22 protein-coding genes and 1 pseudogene are annotated in these 20,059 nt (G+C 49.1%); 7 read left to right on the top strand and 16 right to left on the bottom strand.

The window, feature by feature from the left end:
• Both Q0986_RS02265 and Q0986_RS02260 read right to left on the bottom strand, forming a co-directional pair.
• On the bottom strand, positions 1-328 hold a 328-nt coding region (locus Q0986_RS02265; protein WP_299403027.1), incomplete at its 3' end, for a response regulator transcription factor.
• Between the two features lies 1 nt (position 329).
• Entirely contained in the window at positions 330-1,628 is a 1,299-nt protein-coding gene (locus Q0986_RS02260) for a sensor histidine kinase (protein WP_299403023.1), read from the bottom strand.
• A gap of 698 nt (positions 1,629-2,326) precedes the next feature.
• Between Q0986_RS02260 and Q0986_RS02255 the strand changes: the two genes are divergently transcribed.
• Together Q0986_RS02255 and Q0986_RS02250 are read left to right on the top strand one after the other, a co-directional pair.
• Positions 2,327-3,355: a YHYH protein gene (locus tag Q0986_RS02255; protein WP_299403019.1), complete on the top strand. Its 1,029-nt coding sequence runs from the start codon at positions 2,327-2,329 to the stop codon at positions 3,353-3,355.
• 202 nt (positions 3,356-3,557) lie between these two features.
• The gene (locus tag Q0986_RS02250) at positions 3,558-4,217 is read left to right on the top strand and encodes a hypothetical protein (RefSeq protein WP_299403014.1); all 660 of its coding nucleotides are present in this window, start codon (positions 3,558-3,560) and stop codon (positions 4,215-4,217) included.
• 135 nt (positions 4,218-4,352) lie between these two features.
• Here Q0986_RS02250 and Q0986_RS02245 read toward each other — a convergent pair whose 3' ends face one another.
• The 3 genes from Q0986_RS02245 to Q0986_RS02235 all read right to left on the bottom strand — a co-directional run bounded on the left by Q0986_RS02245 (position 4,353) and on the right by Q0986_RS02235 (position 5,903).
• The gene (locus Q0986_RS02245; RefSeq protein WP_299403011.1) at positions 4,353-4,577 is read right to left on the bottom strand and encodes a type II toxin-antitoxin system Phd/YefM family antitoxin; all 225 of its coding nucleotides are present in this window, start codon (positions 4,575-4,577) and stop codon (positions 4,353-4,355) included.
• 104 nt (positions 4,578-4,681) lie between these two features.
• Positions 4,682-5,470 carry a methyltransferase domain-containing protein gene (locus Q0986_RS02240; protein ID WP_299403006.1) on the bottom strand — a complete coding sequence of 263 codons (789 nt, stop codon included), beginning with the start codon at positions 5,468-5,470 and terminating at the stop codon, positions 4,682-4,684.
• Between the two features lie 28 nt (positions 5,471-5,498).
• The gene (locus Q0986_RS02235; RefSeq protein ID WP_299403002.1) at positions 5,499-5,903 is read right to left on the bottom strand and encodes an NIL domain-containing protein; all 405 of its coding nucleotides are present in this window, start codon (positions 5,901-5,903) and stop codon (positions 5,499-5,501) included.
• Between the two features lie 136 nt (positions 5,904-6,039).
• On the opposite strand from Q0986_RS02235, the gene Q0986_RS02230 reads away from it, so the two are divergent.
• The gene (locus tag Q0986_RS02230; RefSeq protein ID WP_299402999.1) at positions 6,040-7,530 is read left to right on the top strand and encodes a pitrilysin family protein; all 1,491 of its coding nucleotides are present in this window, start codon (positions 6,040-6,042) and stop codon (positions 7,528-7,530) included.
• A 41-nt stretch (positions 7,531-7,571) separates the two neighbouring features.
• Here Q0986_RS02230 and Q0986_RS02225 read toward each other — a convergent pair whose 3' ends face one another.
• On the bottom strand, positions 7,572-7,949 hold the full coding sequence (locus tag Q0986_RS02225) for a hypothetical protein (RefSeq protein WP_299402996.1): 378 nt from the start codon (positions 7,947-7,949) through the stop codon (positions 7,572-7,574).
• A gap of 162 nt (positions 7,950-8,111) precedes the next feature.
• On the opposite strand from Q0986_RS02225, the gene Q0986_RS02220 reads away from it, so the two are divergent.
• On the top strand, positions 8,112-8,561 hold the full coding sequence (locus tag Q0986_RS02220) for a DCC1-like thiol-disulfide oxidoreductase family protein (RefSeq protein WP_299402993.1): 450 nt from the start codon (positions 8,112-8,114) through the stop codon (positions 8,559-8,561).
• A gap of 36 nt (positions 8,562-8,597) precedes the next feature.
• Here the strand turns inward: Q0986_RS02220 and Q0986_RS02215 are convergent, their stop codons facing one another.
• The 4 genes from Q0986_RS02215 to Q0986_RS02200 all read right to left on the bottom strand — a co-directional run bounded on the left by Q0986_RS02215 (position 8,598) and on the right by Q0986_RS02200 (position 13,019).
• Positions 8,598-10,403: a penicillin-binding protein 2 gene (locus tag Q0986_RS02215; protein ID WP_299402991.1), complete on the bottom strand. Its 1,806-nt coding sequence runs from the start codon at positions 10,401-10,403 to the stop codon at positions 8,598-8,600.
• 21 nt (positions 10,404-10,424) lie between these two features.
• Positions 10,425-10,922, bottom strand: a complete 498-nt coding sequence (locus tag Q0986_RS02210; RefSeq protein ID WP_299402988.1) for a hypothetical protein — start codon at positions 10,920-10,922, stop codon at positions 10,425-10,427.
• A 211-nt stretch (positions 10,923-11,133) separates the two neighbouring features.
• Complete coding sequence (gene rsmH / locus Q0986_RS02205) at positions 11,134-12,024, bottom strand: 16S rRNA (cytosine(1402)-N(4))-methyltransferase RsmH (protein ID WP_299402985.1); 891 nt, start codon at positions 12,022-12,024, stop codon at positions 11,134-11,136.
• Positions 12,025-12,275: 251 nt separating this feature from the next.
• Positions 12,276-13,019, bottom strand: a complete 744-nt coding sequence (locus tag Q0986_RS02200) for a heme oxygenase (biliverdin-producing) (RefSeq protein ID WP_299402982.1) — start codon at positions 13,017-13,019, stop codon at positions 12,276-12,278.
• Between the two features lie 292 nt (positions 13,020-13,311).
• On the opposite strand from Q0986_RS02200, the pseudogene Q0986_RS22835 reads away from it, so the two are divergent.
• Positions 13,312-13,446 (top strand): annotated as a pseudogene (locus Q0986_RS22835) (zinc ribbon domain-containing protein); the annotation flags it as partial.
• 61 nt (positions 13,447-13,507) lie between these two features.
• On the opposite strand, the gene Q0986_RS02195 reads toward Q0986_RS22835, so the two are convergent.
• Positions 13,508-14,947 carry a hypothetical protein gene (locus Q0986_RS02195; RefSeq protein ID WP_299402979.1) on the bottom strand — a complete coding sequence of 480 codons (1,440 nt, stop codon included), beginning with the start codon at positions 14,945-14,947 and terminating at the stop codon, positions 13,508-13,510.
• A gap of 277 nt (positions 14,948-15,224) precedes the next feature.
• Here Q0986_RS02195 and petG point away from each other — a divergent pair, with 277 nt between their 5' ends.
• The gene (gene petG, locus Q0986_RS02190; RefSeq protein ID WP_010474545.1) at positions 15,225-15,335 is read left to right on the top strand and encodes a cytochrome b6-f complex subunit V; all 111 of its coding nucleotides are present in this window, start codon (positions 15,225-15,227) and stop codon (positions 15,333-15,335) included.
• Between the two features lie 206 nt (positions 15,336-15,541).
• Here the strand turns inward: petG and rsmD are convergent, their stop codons facing one another.
• The 4 genes from rsmD to panB form a co-directional block, all read right to left on the bottom strand.
• Entirely contained in the window at positions 15,542-16,087 is a 546-nt protein-coding gene (rsmD, locus tag Q0986_RS02185) for a 16S rRNA (guanine(966)-N(2))-methyltransferase RsmD (protein ID WP_299402968.1), read from the bottom strand.
• A complete protein-coding gene (locus Q0986_RS02180; RefSeq protein WP_299402966.1) occupies positions 16,087-16,599 on the bottom strand; it encodes a hypothetical protein in 513 nt (170 codons plus the stop codon). The genes rsmD and Q0986_RS02180 overlap by 1 nt, the downstream gene beginning before the upstream one ends.
• Before the next feature lie 6 nt (positions 16,600-16,605).
• The gene (hisH, locus tag Q0986_RS02175; protein WP_299402964.1) at positions 16,606-17,250 is read right to left on the bottom strand and encodes an imidazole glycerol phosphate synthase subunit HisH; all 645 of its coding nucleotides are present in this window, start codon (positions 17,248-17,250) and stop codon (positions 16,606-16,608) included.
• Between the two features lie 110 nt (positions 17,251-17,360).
• Positions 17,361-18,140, bottom strand: coding sequence for a 3-methyl-2-oxobutanoate hydroxymethyltransferase (panB, locus tag Q0986_RS02170; RefSeq protein WP_299402962.1), 780 nt, complete (start codon positions 18,138-18,140; stop codon positions 17,361-17,363).
• Positions 18,141-18,450: 310 nt separating this feature from the next.
• On the opposite strand from panB, the gene Q0986_RS02165 reads away from it, so the two are divergent.
• Positions 18,451-18,762, top strand: coding sequence for a hypothetical protein (locus Q0986_RS02165; protein ID WP_299402960.1), 312 nt, complete (start codon positions 18,451-18,453; stop codon positions 18,760-18,762).
• 114 nt (positions 18,763-18,876) lie between these two features.
• Here the strand turns inward: Q0986_RS02165 and chlP are convergent.
• Positions 18,877-20,059: geranylgeranyl reductase (gene chlP / locus Q0986_RS02160; protein ID WP_299402958.1), on the bottom strand; the 1,183-nt coding region annotated here is incomplete at its 5' end.

Below are 20,059 nucleotides of genomic sequence, written 5' to 3'. Positions count from 1 at the left end.
GAATATCCTTCATTAGATAACCACAAGCCCCGGCGAGGAGTGACTGTACAATAAACTCTTCGTCATCAAAGGTCGTTAGCATAATCACTTGGCAAGTCGGGAGCGCCTGCCTAATTTTTGCAGTTGCTTCAACGCCATTCATCTCAGGCATCCGCACATCCATGAGAATAATACTAGGCTTGAGATCGAGAGCTTGTTCTATTGCATCTTTACCATTCGCTGCCATCCCAACGACCTCTACATCCTCTTCGAGTTCTAGTAAAGAGGAAATACCTTCTCGGACAAGATACTGATCATCAACTAGTAAAACTTGGATCTTAGTGGTCATATCATTTTTCCGTACTGAAGCTTGCCTGCGAATTGTCCTGAGGAATACTGACTGAAAGCTTTGTCCCTTGAGGCCGACTCGTGATAGAGAGGGTCCCACCCACTAAACTTAGTCTTTCCTTCAAGCCAATTAATCCGAGGGTTGTTTGTTGATTTTCTCGAGATTCCCAAGCAACTGAGTCAAAACCAGAACCATTGTCAGTCAGTTCTAGATTGATGTCGTGAGAGCCAAAATCAAGTGCTATATGGGCTTGGCTTGCCCCAGCGTGTTTGTGTATGTTGGTCAATCCTTCCTGAATCACGCGATATAAGGTCATCAGTTTAAGCCTGCTGTAGCGCAAACTGTCCCCGGTTTGATTAAGTGATAAATCGAGTTCACTATGATCCATTCGTCGTATTAGATCATTGAGAGACTCCTGAAATGAAAACGATGAACCCGCCTGGCGTAAACTACTAACCGATTCACGCACATCTCTTAAGGCGTCTTGTACAGCGTGTTGCGCGTGCTTTACTGCCTCATAAGCACGGTCAGGATCTCGTTCTTTATAAGCGCTTGCTTTTGCAAGTTGAATATTAATAGCTGCCAGGTGATGCCCCAGACTGTCATGAATGTCACGCGCTAATCGATTACGCTCTTCTGTCGCTGCTAAGTCAGCAACATGTTTGGAATAATGTTGAAGTTGTTTATGGGAGGCTTCAAGAGAGGTCAGTAAACCGGTTAGCTTTTGCTGAGCCTGAATCGCTTGTGACATTGCTTGGGCTAACAGCAAAGTAAACAACAATGTAATAAGTGAGCCTGTGCTTCTATCCACAAGTCCACCCATCTTTGGAGAATTTCCATTGACTAAAGGCGGAGGTAGTGGTCTTATATGCCCAATATTGGCTGCATTAAGCCCAAAAAGAGCGATAACTCCTAACAGAGCTATGCAATAACTCAAGCGCCTACTGACTGCTAAGTAGCAATATAAAAGGATGGGTAAAAAAAGAATTTGTGAATAGTGAAGGTCAGTGACTAAACAAGCGGCTGTAAACAAGATCAGTTTGACAGAAAAAGGGATAGGCTCGATCTTGTCTGAGGCTGCAAAACTTGATTTGCCCACCATCCACAATTCAAGCCCTATTAAAGCCAGAACCATTGTTACAAAAACCAAAAAACGTAAGTATTCTGGTGCTTCGACAACAGATCTTGGTCCAATACCGCCATCTACCCAGTCTAAGACACCTGCTAGGAGTACAGCGGTATACACTGCTAATGCAATTAAGCGGTAACGCTGGTAGAGAAGGTTCAAGTCCTGAGCCATTTGAGCAAGCCTAAGCACAGGTAGATCAGACGTGAAATAGTTGGTGAGCTTAACATCTACTTTGAGATTTAGCAATATGAGCCATTAGACCCATGACTTATGGCCTATTTATTTTAGTTAGTTGGCACATGCAAAAGCAGAATATATGTTGCATGCTCGATGAATATCGTAAATACTCAATTTGTTCTACGAGATTTTAATTGTGAGTTAATTATTTTATGAATCTAATGAAATCCCTCAAGTCTTCACAATCTTGGTTGATTACTAGCTGACAAAAAGAGCATCAAAGATATCTAGGACGGATAGAGTTAGTTAGAACAAGTCATTTGTGATGCGATATTCCCTTTTGACGCAAATCATTGCATTGCTAGCCGTGAAGACAGCGTATTTAGCATGTCTACAGTACAGACGGGAATGGTCTTTACCGACGAACACGAGACGGTTCCAGTCGACCATGGATTGTCGACTGACCTGATCGCTAATGCACTTGACGTGATATCGGAGGTTTTTTCGCGACGCCTTCAGCGGTGTGAGTCCGGCAAAAAAAACGGTTCGCCATCGACGTCTCATGCTGAGGCGAATGAGCAGATTCCGATGGATAAACTTGGCCTGTACGAAGTTCAGTTTCCTTGTGCACATCGAACTCAGAATTTCGCAGAGAGATGTTTTGAAAGCGAAAAGGTAGGAGATTTCAAAGTATGACCAATCGTGTCAATCTTGTTGCTGGTGTAACCGTATCCATTGCCGCAAGTACTCTTTTGTATATCGTACTGAGGCCACATCTTGATCAAGATGTAGCAGCCGACGCCTTGCCGACGCCTCAGGACGTCGCTGATCGCTGTGCGGCCATTAAGGCTTCAGTTGAAGACGCAGGATTTAGCGACAAGGTTAAGGTGAGCTGCGATCAAGGCCATGCTCATCTCACTTCCACCACCTATCCTGATCATGAACTGATGACCGGCATAGTCGGCACCAACGAGCAGGTTCCAGTACCCGCGAAGGATTATGTTGCACCAATCCAGTTGGGACCAATGTTGAGTGATAGTCCACAGACTCGTGATGCGGCACTGGGCGTCGCGGTGAACGGTGTGCCGATCTTTGATTACACAGGCGGCGGCGAAATGTCTGTTGCCGATCTTAACCACCATCAGGCTCGGCACGATACGCTGCAAACCCAGCAGCTTGATGTCTGCGGCGGCCATGCAGGGCGGGGCGATGATTATCACTATCACGTCAAGCCAGTCTGCATGATCGAACAAATGAAGAATAAGGGCGATGATGCAATTATTGGATGGGCCTTTGATGGGTTTCCAATCTATGGTGACAGTAACCCGGATGGATCGCACATCGCTTTGGGTGTGCTAGACATCTGCAACGGTCAAGCCGATAAAACATTCGGTTATCGCTATCACACCTCGGCCAAGGCACCATATATCATTCAATGTCTCATGGGTGCTGTTGGCGATGTCCGCGAGCTACCCCGCATACAACCGCTTGTACCCGCAGAAGGTGGGCCGGGTCTTGCTCCCGGTAAGCCGCCGCAGGGCGGGGTCCAAAACCTTATCTTTACACAAGACTCATCAGGTCAGCGAAGTATGGATTATTCCTACAAGGGTGAGGCTTATTACATACGCTACACGCCCACTGACAAGCCAAATTGTTATGCGTTTGAGACGCGCACCGTCACCAATGGCGGCGAAGTCAAAACAGGAGAGTATTGTCGATGAATTATTCTCTCACCTGGAACATTGCGTCGGTTTATGCATCTTAGGCTGACATACTGCCAGCCTAAGATGCCCCGGACGTTGACGGGTCTGTCCTGATAAAAGCAATGGAGGGCAAAATCATCGCGTCCTCGGAAATGTCTTTCCTGAACTGATTTACACGAACATATCGCAAACGTGGCCGTTAGAGCTGGAGAGAAATTCAATGCGCAATATATTTATGTTTGCTTTTGTTCTGATACTCGTTTTGATGTTGGGTTGCAGACAGGCTGAGCTGGGCAGCAAAACTGTGGAGGTGTGGGTCGATAATTGGTTTGAGATGTACGTCAACGGTGACAAAATTCTTGAAGACAGCGTGCCTATCACTACAGAGCGTTCATTTAACGCTGAGATAGCCACTTTTAAGGCAGAATTGCCTTTGACGATTGCCATCATGGCAAAAGACTTCAAAGAAAATGATACCGGGCTGGAATATATCGGCACCGGACGACAGCAGATGGGAGACGGTGGCCTTATTTTCCAGGTTAAAGACACAACGACAGGAAAGGTCATTGCCGTCTCAGATAAGACCGTGCGGTGTCTGGTGATCCATCGTGCGCCTTTGGAAAAATCATGTGCGGATGAGAAAAACCCCGTGGCCGGTCAGGGTGCATGTGCCTTTAAGGAAACTGCTATTCCCACTAACTGGATCTCCCCAGACTTTGACGACAGCACATGGCCCACAGCAACAGAACATTCAGCACAAGCCGTGGGTCCAAAAGATGAATATGACGACATATCGTGGGATAGTTCAGCCAAGCTGATCTGGAGTGATGATCTCGTGCAGGATAACACGCTACTATGTCGGCTTCCGGTTACAAAGTGATTGGTACGTTTTCTGCTCAGCCTTAGATCGATACTTTGCGGCCAAAACTCAGTCATCTTCTCCTGCTCCAAAATCTCGCAGATATATTATTGTCGCGAAAAATAATGCTATCTCTGCATCTAAGGCGAAGCTCTACTACGCAGGAGTTAGAGGGTTCTCAAAAAGACGGGTCGCATTGGCTGGCGATCTTAACAGATGAACCGTTGCCATCATGCTGCTCAGTTCGTCTGCCGCAATTAAAGCTACACCTGGTCGGTGAGGACGCTGGACAATAACAATGGAGCGATTATCCTCGACATCGTTCAAGGTCTCGGCAAAATTAGCACGGGCCTGACTATAGCTGAGGGTTTTCGATAGCATTGGCGTACTTGAATTAGGTACGTCTCTATTCTAACCACTAGGATCTTGATCTCAAGAGAGGCATACCAGTAGTGATTGAGACTGGCTTCCAAGACATAGGACAGTTAGGTGAGATGATAAGACCAGATTTCAAACTGCGCTGCTGACGCTATCTCCGCGTCTAGCGACCCATAATGCTCTAGGCAAAATGCTTCAAACGCTTGTAGCGCTCTTTGAAATGCGGCATCAGATGTGTGCCAACATAAACCATAGGCCCGTGCCTTGAGAAAGCTAAGTAGCTCTACCACGGTATTGCTCACCCACCACGTTTTGGCAATCGAGTAATGTGGCCGATATCCTTGGCGACGGAAATAGTTCTCTACATTAATCCTTGGGTGTTTGGCTGGGGGCGATTGTGGACTGCTTTCCTGGATTAAAATCGCTTTGAAGTGCCGCTCAAATTCCATCCGGGCAGGCGGTGTGATCCATTGGGCATTCAAATAGAACCCACCTGGTTTAAGGACGCGTTCAATCTCTGCTAGAAATTTCTGCCAGTGAGAGACTGTGTGAACCATGTGAACGGTCAGGACAACATCGAAACTGTTATCGGGGAAGGATAGCTGGGAGGCATCGGCCTGAATCAGCGTCAAATTTCGTGGAATGCCCTCTAGCTTGCGGCTAAACTGGTCGAGCATTTCCCTCGAAATATCTATCCCAGTCACGGAATAGCCGCGTTTAACCAGTGGAAGAACGTTGAGGCCAGTCCCCACACCAGGCTCTAGGAAAGAAGTATAAGGGTTAGCATCAACCCACTCCAAAATATAATCTGCAACCTCTTCGGCGATAGATTCCGTCATCCAGCGGGTTTGGTCATAGATGGAAGCGATGTGGTCGTAATAGTTGAAGGGACTCATGGTTCTGCATACTACGCAGTTAAAAGCCTTAAAAGTTAGTCGAAATGGCTTGCACTGGGCAAGTCGGAACACATTGTTCACAGACAATACAGCGCGATCGCGTGAAATTTAGCAAAAAAGATTTGGGATCGAGGGTGAGGGCTTGAGTGGGACAGATACCCGTGCATAGCCCACAATGCACACAGCTCTCTTCATCGATCAGAATTTCGCGATTCGACGAAGACACATCGATATGTTGGGCCTGCATCCAATCAATGGCGGCATCGAGTTGATCGATATCGCCTGCTAATTCCACCACCAACTTACCAATTTGGTTGGGGGCCACCTGAGCACGAATAATACTGGCCGCCACATTGAAATCCTTGGCCAATCGATAGGTGACGGGAACAGGAACGGCGCGCCTAGGGAACGTCAGAGTAACGCGCTTTTTCACAGGCGAAAGATTCAGGCGACGACAAGGGCACTTTTCATTGTAAAGCAGGTCAAAAGGAAATAAATCCGCGTATCGCCTCGCAAAGTTTAAGCTAATCTGTTAAAGATGAGCTGTCCATAGGAAAAGCACGTTAACCATGCCCAACGCTCCCCGTAACCGATTGCTAAATAAAACGCTACGGCGACTCGTCGCCTTTGCGGTCATCCCCCTCTTGCTTATTATCGGTTCCATTCGCCCAGGCACGGCAGCCACTGCGAAACACTATACTGACCTCGACTTTCCATCTCTTCCTGAGGTCACCATCCCAGAATATAGCCGTTTCCAGTTGGACAATGGCTTGACCGTTTATTTAATGGAAAATCATGAGTTGCCTTTGGTTAACGGCATTGCTCGAATGCGGACGGGGTCTCGGCTGGAGCCTGCTGAGAAGGTGGGCTTGGCGGATATTGTGGGGACTATGATGCGGTCGGGGGGGACCCAACAGCATCCCTCCGAGCAGCTCAACCAAATGCTAGAGCAACGGGCTGCCTCTGTGGAAACAGGGATTAGTACCGCTTCGGGGAGTGCCTCCTTCGCGGCTTTAAGTGAAGATTTAGACACCGTCTTTAACTTATTCGCTGAGGTGATTCGCGAACCGGCCTTTGAAGAAGACAAACTGGTACTGGCTAAAACCCAACGACGCGGAAGCATTGCCCGTCGTAATGATGACCCAGATGATATTACCGGTCGAGAATTCAAAAAACTGATTTACGGTGCAGAAAGTCCTTATGCGCGCACCCAAGAATATCAAACCCTCGACAATATTACTCAGGCAGACGTTGAATCCTTTTATCAACAAAACTTTCACCCTAACTGCATGATTTTGGGAATTGTTGGAGACTTCGATTCTGACGCCATGACCCAACGGATCAAACAAGCATTTGGGGATTGGCCAAAAATGCCTGAGCGGGATAAAGCACCGCCCGTACCGAGTGCAGCACAGGTTAAGGCTGGAGAGACGTTTGTGGTCGATCAGCCCCAACTGTCTCAAAGTAATGTTCAAATCGGTCATTTAGGCGGTCAGTTTGATAGCCCTGATATTTTCTCCTTACTGGTGATGAATGAAGCGCTTAACAGCTTTGGTGGACGCCTGTTTAACGAAGTGCGATCGCGCCAAGGCTTAGCCTATTCGGTTTATGCCATTTGGAGTGCTCGCTACGATTATCCAGGCCTGTTTGTTTCCGGGGGACAAACGCGATCAGAAGCAACGGTTCCGTTTATCAAAGCAGTCTTAAGTGAATTGCAAAAGGTGCGTGAAGCCCCCTTGTCGGCTGATGAACTCCAGCAGGCCAAGGACTCCATCCTCAACTCTTTTGTCTTCAACTTCCAGGATCCCGCCCAAACCTTATCGCGTCTGATGCGATACGAGTACTTTGGCTATCCCGATGATTTTATCTTCCAGTATCAGCGAGCCGTCAAATCCATGACCGCCGAAAAGGTTCAGGCCGCAGCAGAGAAATATCTCCAGCCCGATCAGATTGTCACTGTCGTGGTGGGCAACCGGCAAGCCATCCAACCCTCCTTAGAAGAGTTAGGCACAAACGTGACACCGATTGATATTACGATTCCTCAACCGGTGTCTTCTTAAGATTCTGGGAAGTATGCTGCCGAGGGAATGACAGTCAGCCGCTAACCCTCAGGAGCAGGCTCAGCTTCACTCGTATCATCTCCGGTATTGGCGTCAGCCTCTGAGGTTTCAGCTGTTGTTTCAGTTGCCTCAGCGGCTACGGTTTCAGTTTCGGTAGCCTCAGTGTCTACTCCTTCCGCGACCGCTTCTTCTACAGCAGTTTCTTCCGCGGGTTCTGGTTCTTCCACTTTTGCGGTGGGTTTGGGACCTCGCATCAAAGCGAGAGGAACAGCAGGCTTTTTCTTTTCTCTGTCTTTGTTGTTTCGACCTTTTCCACGTCCACCTTTACGGCCTTTCTGATTGCGGTTTTTGTCCTCTGCTGGGCCTTCAGTCTGGGCACGTTTTTCTAATTCAGACTTCTTGATCGGTCGCTCAACCATTGTTCAACTAGGATAGGTGTAACTTGCAGATCCTACCTCGAAAGCTGACGTTCCTGGCAAAGGATATGTCCACAACACTCAAGACAGTCCTATGCAGTGGCCTGAATCGTCATGTTAGATTCAAGATACGTTCTATACCCAGAAATGTGGTGAAATAAAAGTATGGCGGCACCTCAATCGTTTAATCCAACGGTCAGCCATAACCCGATGGCCTCCATTCAGCAGCCCATCGTTTTCTTTGATGGGGAATGTGTGATGTGCAATGGTTTTGTGGATCTCTTGTTGAAAGTCGATCCCGTGGGAACCATTCTGATTGCCCCGTTGCAAGGCCAAACGGCCAAACAGTATTTACCCCCATTGCCCATCGATCGAAAGGCCTGGTCAATTTACTATCATGATCGGGGTCATCTGTACGATCAGTCCGATGCGTTTATTCAAATCTGTAAACGTTTAGGTGGAGTGTGGTCAGTGTTCCGAATGGTGGGTTGGATTCCGCGGCCCATTCGCGATCGCATCTATCGTCTGATTGCTCGTAATCGCTATCGACTGTTTGGACGACGAGCTACCTGCCGAATGCCCAGCGCTTTGGAACAAAAACGGTTTTTGCCTTAAGGATAATTGAGAGCGTTGTACACCCTGCTTCTAAGCCTATGAACGGGGTGTTGTTTTGGGTTTTGCCTTTAATTCAGCGGGATGGCTAGGCGGAATACCTTCAACACTAATCAGAGTTTCTAGCACCGATTTGACGACTGGAGCAGCCACCGTTGAACCATAAGCATTGTTGCCTTGCGGTTCATCCACAACGGCGAGCACCACGTATTTAGGAGATTCCAAGGGGAAGGAGGCCACAAAGCTAGTAATCCGAGCATTGCTATAGGTCCCGCTATCCGCTTTCTGGGCGGTTCCGGTTTTACCGCCTAGACGATAGCCTGGAATTTTTGCGGGTTTACCGGTCCCGTTTTGGACCACACTGCCCATCATGGTGCGAACTTGATCCGCCGTCTCTTGACTGAAAATACGGCGAGGTTGAATCAGATTTAAGCCCTTGGTTTTCTTGCCAACGGGATTGTATAGACCATCCACAACATGCGGGGTCACGAGTTTGCCGCCATTGGCAATGGCCCCATGCAACTGAGCCATTTGCAAAGGCGTCACGGAAAAGCCCTGACCGAAGGCTGCAGTGGCGGCTTCAATAGGATAGTCCAGAAATTGCTGCTTATCCTTAAACTGACCGGGAGTTTCAAAGGGCAGATCGGTGCCGGTAATTTGGCCAATCCCAATTTTCTTGAGGAAATTGTAGTAGGCTGACCGATTTACCCGCTGCATCACATGAACCATGCCCACGTTGCTGGAATATTCGAGGATGCCTGTAACAGAGAGGTTGCCATGACCTGAGTTGTCTGCATTATTAATCGGCCAGCCGCCAATAGTAATTTGGCCACTGTCGTGAAAGACGCTATCCGCTTTGATGGCATCGGATTCGAGTGCGATCGCAATATTGATCGGCTTAAAGGTCGAGCCCGGCTCATAAAGATCTGAAATCGCCCAGTTTTTGAAGAGTTCAGTATTCGCTTCAAAATAGCGCTGTGGATTAAAAGACGGCTCTGATGCTAACGCTTTTAGAGAACCATCTTCAACATCCATCACAATGACGGTGCCCCGTTTTGCGCGGTACTCGGCCATCTTCTTATGCAGCGCTTGCCGCGCCGATCGCTGGAGTCGCGTATCTAAGGTGAGCTTTAAGGTCAGGTCATTGGCATTGAGAGGCTCTAAGGGAAATCGATCCGGTAAGAGCTGTCCCCGACCATCCCGAGCCACAAGCAAGGGAATGGGACTGCCCTTCAGCAGCGGTTGCTGGCTATATTCAATCCCTGATTGACCTTGATTTTCGGTATTGACATATCCGACTAGGCCCGAAGTCAGTTCGGATTGGGGATAGATGCGCTGCCATTCCCGCGTAATTTCCAAGCCATCAACATAGAGATCATTGATTTTTTCGGCATCCGTTTCTGATAGGCGATATCCGATCGGAATGCCACTCTCGCCGGTTTTGAACAGTTCTGTTAGGGACTGGGGTGAGCGCTTCAGCACTGGTGCTAAAGCGTTGGCAATGTCCTCTGGTGATTTTTGAAACAAAAAAGGATGGGCAAACAGCCTAAAAACAGGCTCATCTCTAGCTAGGAGATTCCCTTGACTATCGACAATCGGATAGCGAAACGTACGCTCTGGTAGACTGCCGAGTTGTTGCTGTTGGGCTTTGGTCCGAAAAAAAGGTGCTGCACTCATTTGCAAATAGACTAAACGAGCTAGCAAGCCCAGAATGCCTCCAAACAGCACCAACCACACCAAAAACAACCGCAATCGCTGGTTCGGCACGCGATGGGGTTGTTTCGTTTGGAGGCGGGCTTTGATGGTCGCCCGACGGTCTTGTAATGGAGGAGAAGGAATGGGCATAAACGTGCAAAGAAGTTGGACTTAATAGCCAATGGGAGCAACATCAATAGCTGTGATCCCAGCGCGTTGAGGGGAAGCTGGTTGAGCAGGGCGCGCAGGAGCAGGTTCAAAAAAGACGGTCGTTTGAGAGCTTTTGGGGACAAAGCCTGCGGGATTACTTTCTAGATTTTCTGAAATTTGGTATTTGCGCTCTTCATTACGCGTGATCCAATGCCGCTGATCGCGCTGTAATTTCTCTAACTGTGTATACTGATTGCCCCAAGATTGTTGGGTATTCACCCGCCAGGCATAGAGCGGTAAGATTCCCAATACCGACATAATCAAGATGGGTGCGGACAGTTTGCGAAACACCATCAGCAAAATTAGCCAATTGGGAAATTGCGGTGAGCGCGTATCAAGGCGGTCCAAGAGGGGGGCAGGTCGAGCGCCTCGATGCTTTGGGGATGGATGAGGGCGGGCTGAAGGCGCAACCTTTTTCGGTCGAACAGGGATAACATTAGATCGCCGAGTTGTGGCCATAATCAACTCCTCAAGCCCAAGAAAAAGACGGGTAATGGGTGTGGGAACTCGGTTTTTAGGAGCTGCCACATGCATTATAAATGCATAAATTCACAAAAGTTTCCAGAATACTTATCTTTTGTTTACAGTTTGAGAGGATTAATTCGTAGACAGACAATTTGATTGGGGTTGTCATCCATCGAGCCTGATGGTCGCCCCCCTCCATCCTGTGTCAAGACGCACTCGTAGCCTCAACCCTTTCCGCAATCCGCAATTTAGCGGACCGAGATCGGCTATTTTGTGTTTTTTCCTGTTCGGATGCCACCAGCGGTTTTTTAGTGATCACTTGAAGTAATGGATGTTGGCGAAAGTGGTGTTTAACAATCCGATCTTCCAAGCTATGAAAACTAATAATGCCGATTCTGCCACCGGGTCTCAGCCAGGTCGGGGCTACCTCTATAAAGTCTGCCAAAACCTGTAATTCCTGATTGACGGCAATCCGTAGAGCTTGAAAGACTCGGGTTGCTGGGTGGATGCGACGGTGACGTCCTTTGCCAGCGGGCAGCGTAGACGCCACGATCTGTGCCAGATGAGTGGTGGTGGTTAGGGGACGTCTGGAGACAATTTTGCGGGCAATTCGTCGCGAAAATCGCTCTTCTCCATAGTGATAGAAGAGGTCGGCTAGCTCCCGTTCTGAATAGGTGTTGATAATCTGGGCCGCGGTGAGGGCCTGGCCCTGATCCATGCGCATATCTAAATCTGCTTCGTACCGAAAACTAAAGCCCCGTTCCGGGCGATCCAGTTGGGCAGAACTGACGCCTAAATCGGCAATAATGCCATCAAAGCGCAGATCGCCCGGATGATAGGCTGAAAAATTTCCGTGCCAAAACTGGATGCGATCGCACTCGTCTGCCAGCCTTGCCCGAGCGGCATCCAGTGCTTGAATATCTTGATCCAGGGCAATCACTTGCGCCCGCGGACAGTGCTCCAAAATCAGGGCGCTATGTCCTCCCCCCCCAACGGTGGCATCTAAATATAAGCCTTGTTCGCTAGTCAACACCCCTGCCATCAGTTCTTGACTCAAGACTGAAATATGCTCAAAAGGCACAGAATGAGGTGTCATAGATTCCTTTAGGTTCGACACGGTGTTGAAATGGGCACCAACCTCAGCTTCCAGATTGTAACGTTCCCCGTCCCTAAGACATAGACGGATATATCATTGCCCTTCAGGCCGTTGTATTGCTGGATCCGATCCTGTGAGCAAGTTCGCAAGAAGATGTAGCGCAAGAAATAATGCCAGATCCTGCGGTTGCGGCGAATAAGTGCTTGATTCAGTTCTCTCGATCAGCGGCACTAAACCTGGTGTGAGTGCGGTTAGTCGGGCTGTAGTCCTGTCGTCTCTGTCAGATCTGCAGACCACTGGGAAGCGTTGTTTCGGCGAGAACGAGTCAGATGGTTGAAAATCATCTGGCCAATCGCTTGGATCAGACTCCCTTCCACATCTTGGAATAAGGCCATATTCAACTGGAAGGCGAGATTCGCTTCATCCACAATTTGAGTGATCGCACTCTCATCTAAGGACAAGTGGTTTAAAGCTTGCCGATACTTAGCCTTAAAGGCTTTCGGATTCTGAATATCCTCAAACTCATAAAAGGCAATGCCGTGGCCTGGGGGAAGATTCATGCCTCGTTGTGCGAGCTTTTTCAGCAGTTGCCCGCCTGACAGATCTCCGAGATAACGGGTATAGCTATGGGCAATGAGGAGAATGGGATCTGCGATCGCAACCGCATGGATTCTTTCCACATAGCGCTGAGCAGCATCGGAAGGAGTAATCACCTCTTGCCAAGCATTCCCCCAATAGTAGCTCAGATCTTTTGCCAGACTACTTTTTCGGTGGAGTTCTGTAAAATATAAATGACTCAAAAGCGGATGGTGTTGCTGCGCGACCATCTCTTCTTCAAGAGCAGTATAGACAAAGTAAAAATCACTCAAAAGCTGGCGATAAGATGTTTTTTCCACCGCTCCTTTGAGGAAACAACGGATAAATCCCGCATTCTCTGCGAGGGAATGGGCCTGTTTGGTCCCGTCCTTGAGGCGATGTGCCAGCAAACTGCTCATCGATTTGCAGCCTTTAGTGTTGGAATCATTAAGGTTGGATAAGCGGTTTGAGGTGGAAGAGCGGATGTATCTATATGTAGCTTACACAAAGTTATGAATCTATTCTGCCCCATCAGTTACATAAAGTAGACAATTGGCAGAACAACAGAACAACGCATGCTCGTAAATAGCCGACGGATTCAGGTCCTCTCACCTATTGAGCCGTTGATAGTTCCCAGCGTTCGGCAGCATAACCCGAGTGATCTGGCCTGCCGTGAATTCTAAAAATTCTAGCGTTCGTTGCCCTTCTTTGAAGGGCAAGACTGTTGCCGATGTAGACCAGTGGTATCCGTCGAGCAAGACGTGTAACCATTGCAAGCATGTGCTGAAGTCATTGCCCTTGGACGTTAGGCGTTGTCCCAGTTGTCAGACGGTCAATGACTGGGATGGAGTACCAGGATATACAGTAATCGCGTTGGCGATCAGCGGCTCCCGCTTGGATATGAACATTAGTTAGCAGGTGCTGCCTGCGTGTCTGTCGTGCCAGGTGTAGGCACTGATGAAGGCTCGGTGGCTGGTGCAGCTGCGGGTGGCGCCAATGGGGTTGGTTCAGCTGTATCAGTCGGTGCAGTCGGAGCCTTTAAAGAGGGCTCTTCTGAATTGCTAGGTGGCGCTTGCAAAGGCTCAGGAGACTGTGCTGGACTGGAAGACGGTGGTTTCGGTACAGGCGGCTGAACTGCAGGTTGGGGAGAGAGGGGCGTCAGTTGAGGCGGATTAGGGAGCGGCGAGGGTGTGGGTTGCTCTACAGGGGCAGTAGGTGGTGACCCTGCGGGTGCCGCTGGACTCGGTGCCGGCGAGGGGACCTCTGGGCTGGGGGGGCTGGGTTTATCCTCAGAGAGGGGTGTAGGGCTGGCCGCAGGGGGCTCAGATGGCTTAGGCGTCTTTGGATCAAGTGTTGGTTCAGAAGAGGGGGTTGTGTCTTTCTGCTCGCAAGCTTTCTGAGAATACTTGATATCGAAGGGCAAAATAACCAGCTTACTAGCGTCATCTGCCGTGATTTTGTATTTCTGGGCTGCTGTTTTGACTGCTTGATCGAGGATAGGAGATTCAGTGGAGATCGTAATATCAGACACATATGGGGTTGCTTGTGGAGTCACCCAGATTCTGTACTCTGCTTTTCCTTCCAAGCGATCTTTACAAGCTGCTTTTGGATAATCGTAGGCAATGGTTCGGGTGACGGTTTCACCAGGAGGGGCTAGCTCTTTTCGTGTCGGTTGGACAGCGCCATTACTCGAATTCACCGAATTACTGTTTGCACCGCCCACGTTATCGGACAGGAGAGAAGCCGTATTATTGGCAACCGGGCCTGTGGGAGCCCCAGGGGAGGGTAAAGAGTTACTAACCCTAGGGTCGCCGGCCAGCGCAGGTAACCGATCAGCGCCATTGAGCCAATTCTCAAAGTCTTCATCACTGAGAGTCGGTCCATTGTTATCGGATTTTGGTGTGGTATTGGCAGATCCATTATTAGGGGGTGCCTGGGCCACAGAGTTAGGCGTAATGGGTGAAGAAGGTGTTTGGGGCGATATTTCAACTACAGAAGACGCAAAAGGGTCAAAGGCTGGATTAGGCGCACTAGGAGCACCAGCGCCAGGGAGGTCAGGCAAACCATCAGCCGAAGTGATATTGAGTGGTAAACCTGCAACGCCGGGAGCCGGTGGGGGAGCATCGGGATCGAAGGGTTGGTTAGAACGGGCAGGTTGATTGGGAGGGGTTTGTAACAGACTCACTACTCTCAGCTTTTTGGTCCTGATTTGTGGGTCAGTGGTGAGTTCAAAGGCTTGTCCAGCGTAGATGGCAAAGATACCGTGAGCAATCATGGACGCCATTAAGGCGATGTTGCCGGGTTGCTGCCAAGACTTCGAAAAACTGTTTTTAGATGAGCCGTTCATAGACACTGAGAAGAAAAAAGATGGAGAGCAGGACTGAGTATTCCAGTCGCTTGACTACAAGGATCTTACCGTTAAGACGAAGAAAGCAAGTGGTTGTTTCAGTTTTCGATCACGGTTAGCTTTGGTTATTTTGTTTATGATAACAACCCAGATCAGCAGCTTCGGGTAGGGTCGGGGCTAATCAAGAGGATTAGCGCTCTTGTCAAGGGTCCCAAAGGTGATTAGAGTTAAAATGATATAGACGCTGCTCTAATGCGTACATAAAGGAGTTATCACCGTGGTAGAACCTCTCTTAGCAGGTATTGTTCTGGGCCTAGTTCCTGTGACCCTGGCCGGATTGTTTGTCGCTGCATGGCAACAGTACAAGCGTGGAGAAGAGGTAGGCTAACGCTCTTCAGTCGGACTAAAGGTCAATTCATAAGAGTTGTTGCCTTAATACGTATTAGCGATGAGTGATAGAGAGACAAGCTTTGCTTGTCTCTCTAATTGTTTTTAGGTCACGTTTGGAATTAGCTGAGACCCTAATTCTTGTCTAGACTGCCATCCTTGCGTTTGGGTAAAAGCGCTTCAAAGCAGGCTAAACCCAACGTGGGGTTATAGGGTCGTGGCAGCTTGAACAAAGGTTAGCTTTGTATTGCCATACGTGCGTGTATGGCAAGTGGTCAGTTTTGCTGGCAACGATAATGTTTTTTTAGGGTGATGTTCTACAGCCAGTTCTCCCGTGGGTTTGAGGATGTGATGGGTTGCGATCGCAGCCAATACCCCCTCATATAAGCCACCATCATAGGGCGGATCGAAATAAATCAAATCAAAGGACTGGCCCGTCAGTTTCATCAGCCTTTTGATGACGTCTCCCCGCAGTACTTGGAAAGTTTGCGTGGGCTTCGCTACAGATTGCCAATTCTGGCGAATGATGCGGCAAGCCTCCCCAGTTTGTTCAATGCCATAAACGACTGCGGCCTCTCGACAGAGGGCTTCAGCCCCCATCGATCCACTGCCAGCACAGAGATCTAGCCAGTGACAACCCTGCAGGTGATGTTGCCAGCGATTAAACAGAGCCTCTCGCACCCGCGCAGTAGTCGGGCGAGTCTGTAAACCTGGCAAGGTTTTAATCTGACGGTTACCGTAAATTCTGACCATCAGTCTGGCGGTTCAACATAACCTTGGATATTTTCGGGGTCATATGCCCGCAGAATATTAGTGGCTTTGCGGGTCAGTGGTTCAGGACCTTTGACCACCACAATATATTTTCCGGCACTCAAACGATTGCGATACACCAGGGCATCTCCACTGCCGGTGGTTAAACCCGTCAACCCACCGGAGAACAGTCCGCCAAAGGCACCAAAAGAAGCGCCGAGCAGTCCACCCAGCACAACATTAATGACGGTGCCCATCCCTGAAAACAAGCGCACCCCTGTATATAACTCAAAGGTGGCCCCACACATGAATCCAATTGGAATCGAAAAGTTCATCAACCGTCGAGCTTGCTTGCGGGCAGGTTGCTTCGGGTCAATAAAGCCAAATTCATCGGCACTTTTATAGCCTCTTCCCAACAAAGACAGTTGGCTGAGTGGAATCCCGGCTTTTTCTAAATCGGTATAGGCTGCTTCTGCTTGAATTCGATCAGGAAGGACCGCAATTAAGTAATTCATGGGGGTCTAGAGGGCTGGAGTTACCAGCGTGGCCTGTACCTGCTCAACAAAATTAGCCAGAATTTGGAGCCCGAAGGTGGATGATTTTTCGGGGTGAAACTGGACCGCCATCAAGTTATCGTGGGCGATGGCGGCGGTAATGGTTTGGGTGCCGTGGGTAACGGTGGCGGCTTTAACGGTGGGGTCAACGGGGTCAACGTAATAGGAGTGGACGAAATAGACCCAAGGTTGGGCAGGAGAGTGTCGCCATAGGGGCAGGTCAGGCTGTTGATACTCCAGCTGGTTCCAACCCATATGAGGGATGGTAATACCGGGTTCGGATTGAAACCGCTTGACGGTGCCAGGAATAATGCCTAAGCCTGCTTCTGTCCCTTCTTCGCTGCCTTCGAACAAAATTTGAAGTCCTAAGCAAATACCGAGAAAGGGTTTACCGCTGGCGAGAATGTCTTGGATGACGGGGATAAGATGACGCGATCGCAAATGCCGCATGGCCGGATCAAAGGCACCCACCCCAGGCAAAACCACCGCATCCGCAGAGACCAAATCCTCTGGACGATCGCTGACAATTGTCTGTGCTCCGGCTTCTTGCAGTCCTTTACAGGCTGAATGCAGATTGCCCATATCGTAATCAATCACAGCGATGATCGGCATTCATCCGTTCCTTTCCCAGCTAGGCCACATCTCTACCTTATTACCTTATCGTTTTCTCTTCGTTTTCAGCGGGGCATCTCACCCTGATCTGGCATGGAGTTTGAGAAACATTATTGGGGAAACTGATGATTGCGCACCTCGTCGCAATATTGTTGCACTGTTTCTATGATCGATTGCCGCAGATTCCCATAGGATTTGGCAAAGGGGGGCTGCCAATCGGATAACCCCAGCATGTCTGCCGTGACCAGCACTTGGCCATCACAGGCGGAACCTGCGCCAATCCCAATGGTGGGGATGGTGAGCGTTTGCGTAATCTTGGCCGCCAGAGGCGTTGGCATATGCTCAAGAACGATGGCAAAGGCACCAGCCTGTTCCAAAGCAATGGCTTCTTGTAGAATCCGGTCTGCATCGACTTCGGAAGTGCCTTGACGGCGATAACCGCTGAACTGATGGACAGACTGGGGCGTTAAACCGACATGGCCCATCACCGGAATCCCCCGGTTCACCAAGAAGCGGACCGTTTCGACCATATCCGGGTATCCGCCTTCCACTTTGACCGCTGCAACCCCTGCTTGCTGTAACAAGGTTCCTGCACTTTTCAGCGCCTGTTGGGGGCTTTCTTGGTAGCTCATAAATGGCAAATCACAGACCACAAGGGCATGATTGACACCTCGGGTAACCGCTTGGGCGTGATAGAGCATTTCTTCTAGGGTGAGAGACAGCGTGGTTGAGTAACCTAGGGCAACCATCGCCAATGAGTCTCCCACCAAGACCACATCAACACCGGCTTGATCGATGAGGGTGGCTAGAGCAAAGTCCCAAGCTGTCAGTACGGATATCGGCCGACCTTGCTGTTTCAACTGTCGCAATTGATGAATGGTTACAGCCATACCCGGCTCCTTGCTTGTCTCTCCCTTCAGGATAAAGGGTCTGCAATACACCGACCGGTAGGGGATCCTGACTTGCGATTGCTTCACCCGTCTGAGTTGACCCCTATCAACACAAGCTAAAGAAAAAATTTAATTTGACTGTTTCATTCTGCAGAGACAAAACAGCGGCAATTCTGTTGATTAAAATAGAACTATCTGGGGAAGATTCGATTGATTTTTTAAAACTAAAACGGGTAGATGAACGCAAGTCTTTAACTTAAGAGAGACAGTCGTTTAGTGGGTTTACCCATTGATAAAGAGAGCTAAAACGATGTTTAAATCAACGTTGGTTTACATAACGGCCTTCACAGTGTTGATTAGCATAGGAGGAGAATATGCTAAAGCGCAACAACGGCAACAAGAGGGGCAGATCTCACCTAAAGCGGGTGATGCACAAGTCTTAGGTGTACAAGAAGTAGGGCTGCGCTCTTGGCAGCCTCAGCCCAAGCAGCTGCCTGAACCACAGGAGATTAATGTCGGTTTGCCACCGCAAGTCAAGCTCACACCAGGGCCGGAAAAGCCAGGAGGTGTTCCTGACAACGAGGATCATGACGGTATTCAAGTCAAGGTTTTAAATCCTTAATGGACCCAGCTTTTGGGTGTACTTCCTCGTCTTTTGCTATTCAAAAACATCAGCCCTTTAGCTATTCGCTAAAGGGCTGATGACTCAAGGCTTAAATAGACTTAAAACCTAAGTTTAAGGAGCCAAGGCGTTACCGCGGATCAAGCTACCGATAGTTTTAGCGGTAATCTTGATTTGCTTGATGGGATTCATGGGAACCACCGTCTTATACAAATAACTGTCGAAGGTCATTTGTTGGACGTCTTCATCGGCACACATTTCCACAAACGCTTCTCGAGTGGCATCGGAGCGATAGAAGACCCGCTGCAAAATATCGAGAACCTTATAGGTCATGCCGTAGGCTTTATCCCAACGCTTGAGATAAATCTTGAGTTCATCTTCGGTGGGAACGCGTTGACCATTGTTGGAAAACTCAACGATGGTTTCGGCACACATCCGAGCAGACTTGGCGGCAAAATAGATGCCTTCGCCAGAAGACTTGGTGACCGTACCGGCAGCGTCACCGACTAGGGCAACCCGACCGACGACCCGGCGAGGACGAGGATGCTCAGGAATGGGGTGTGCTTCCACTTTGATAATTTCACCCCCGACGAGGCGATGGGCCGCACGAGCACGAATTCCAGCCTGAAGCTTCTTGATGTCGGCTTGATTGACCTTCATGGTGCCAGTGCCAACCGCAACGTGATCGTATTTGGGGAAGACCCAAGCGTAAAAGTCAGTGGAGACATCGTCGCCGACGTACATTTCGGCACGATCTTGGTAGTACTCCATGTATTCATCCGGAAGGCGAATGCGCTCCTGGAATGCGATCGCATAGTTGTAGTCGCCCGCTTTGATCTCTTTGGCGATTCTGGAGTTAGCGCCATCTGCACCAATCACCAGATCGACTTGGAGCGTTTTCATGACGCCTTCGGCCCGACCGCCTGTTAAGTCAGCGTAATGAATCGTGTAAGGCTGATTGGCCCCTGTGGGGAAATCTAGCTTGTTGACCGTACCATTGATCAACTTCGCACCTAATTTAGCGGCGCGATCGCGCATAAAACCGTCTAACACTTCTCGACGGCACATGCCGATATATTCGCCCTCATTTTTGATATTGATATCGACCTCAATGTTAGACGGAGAGATCATTCTCATCTTTCTAACTTGTCGGTCAATAATCTCAAGGGGGAGATCAAATTCATCCACCATGCATAGCGGAATTGCACCACCACAAGGTTTGGCGTTATCTAATTTACGCTCAAACAAATAAGTCTCAATACCAGCCTTTACCAGCGTTTCTGCTGCTGATGAACCG

Origin of the sequence: Acaryochloris sp. IP29b_bin.148, from assembly GCF_028285565.1 — a bacterium.
In the GTDB taxonomy this organism is placed as follows: Bacteria; Cyanobacteriota; Cyanobacteriia; order Thermosynechococcales; family Thermosynechococcaceae; genus Acaryochloris.
This window is presented reverse-complemented; position numbering and strand designations above follow the sequence as displayed.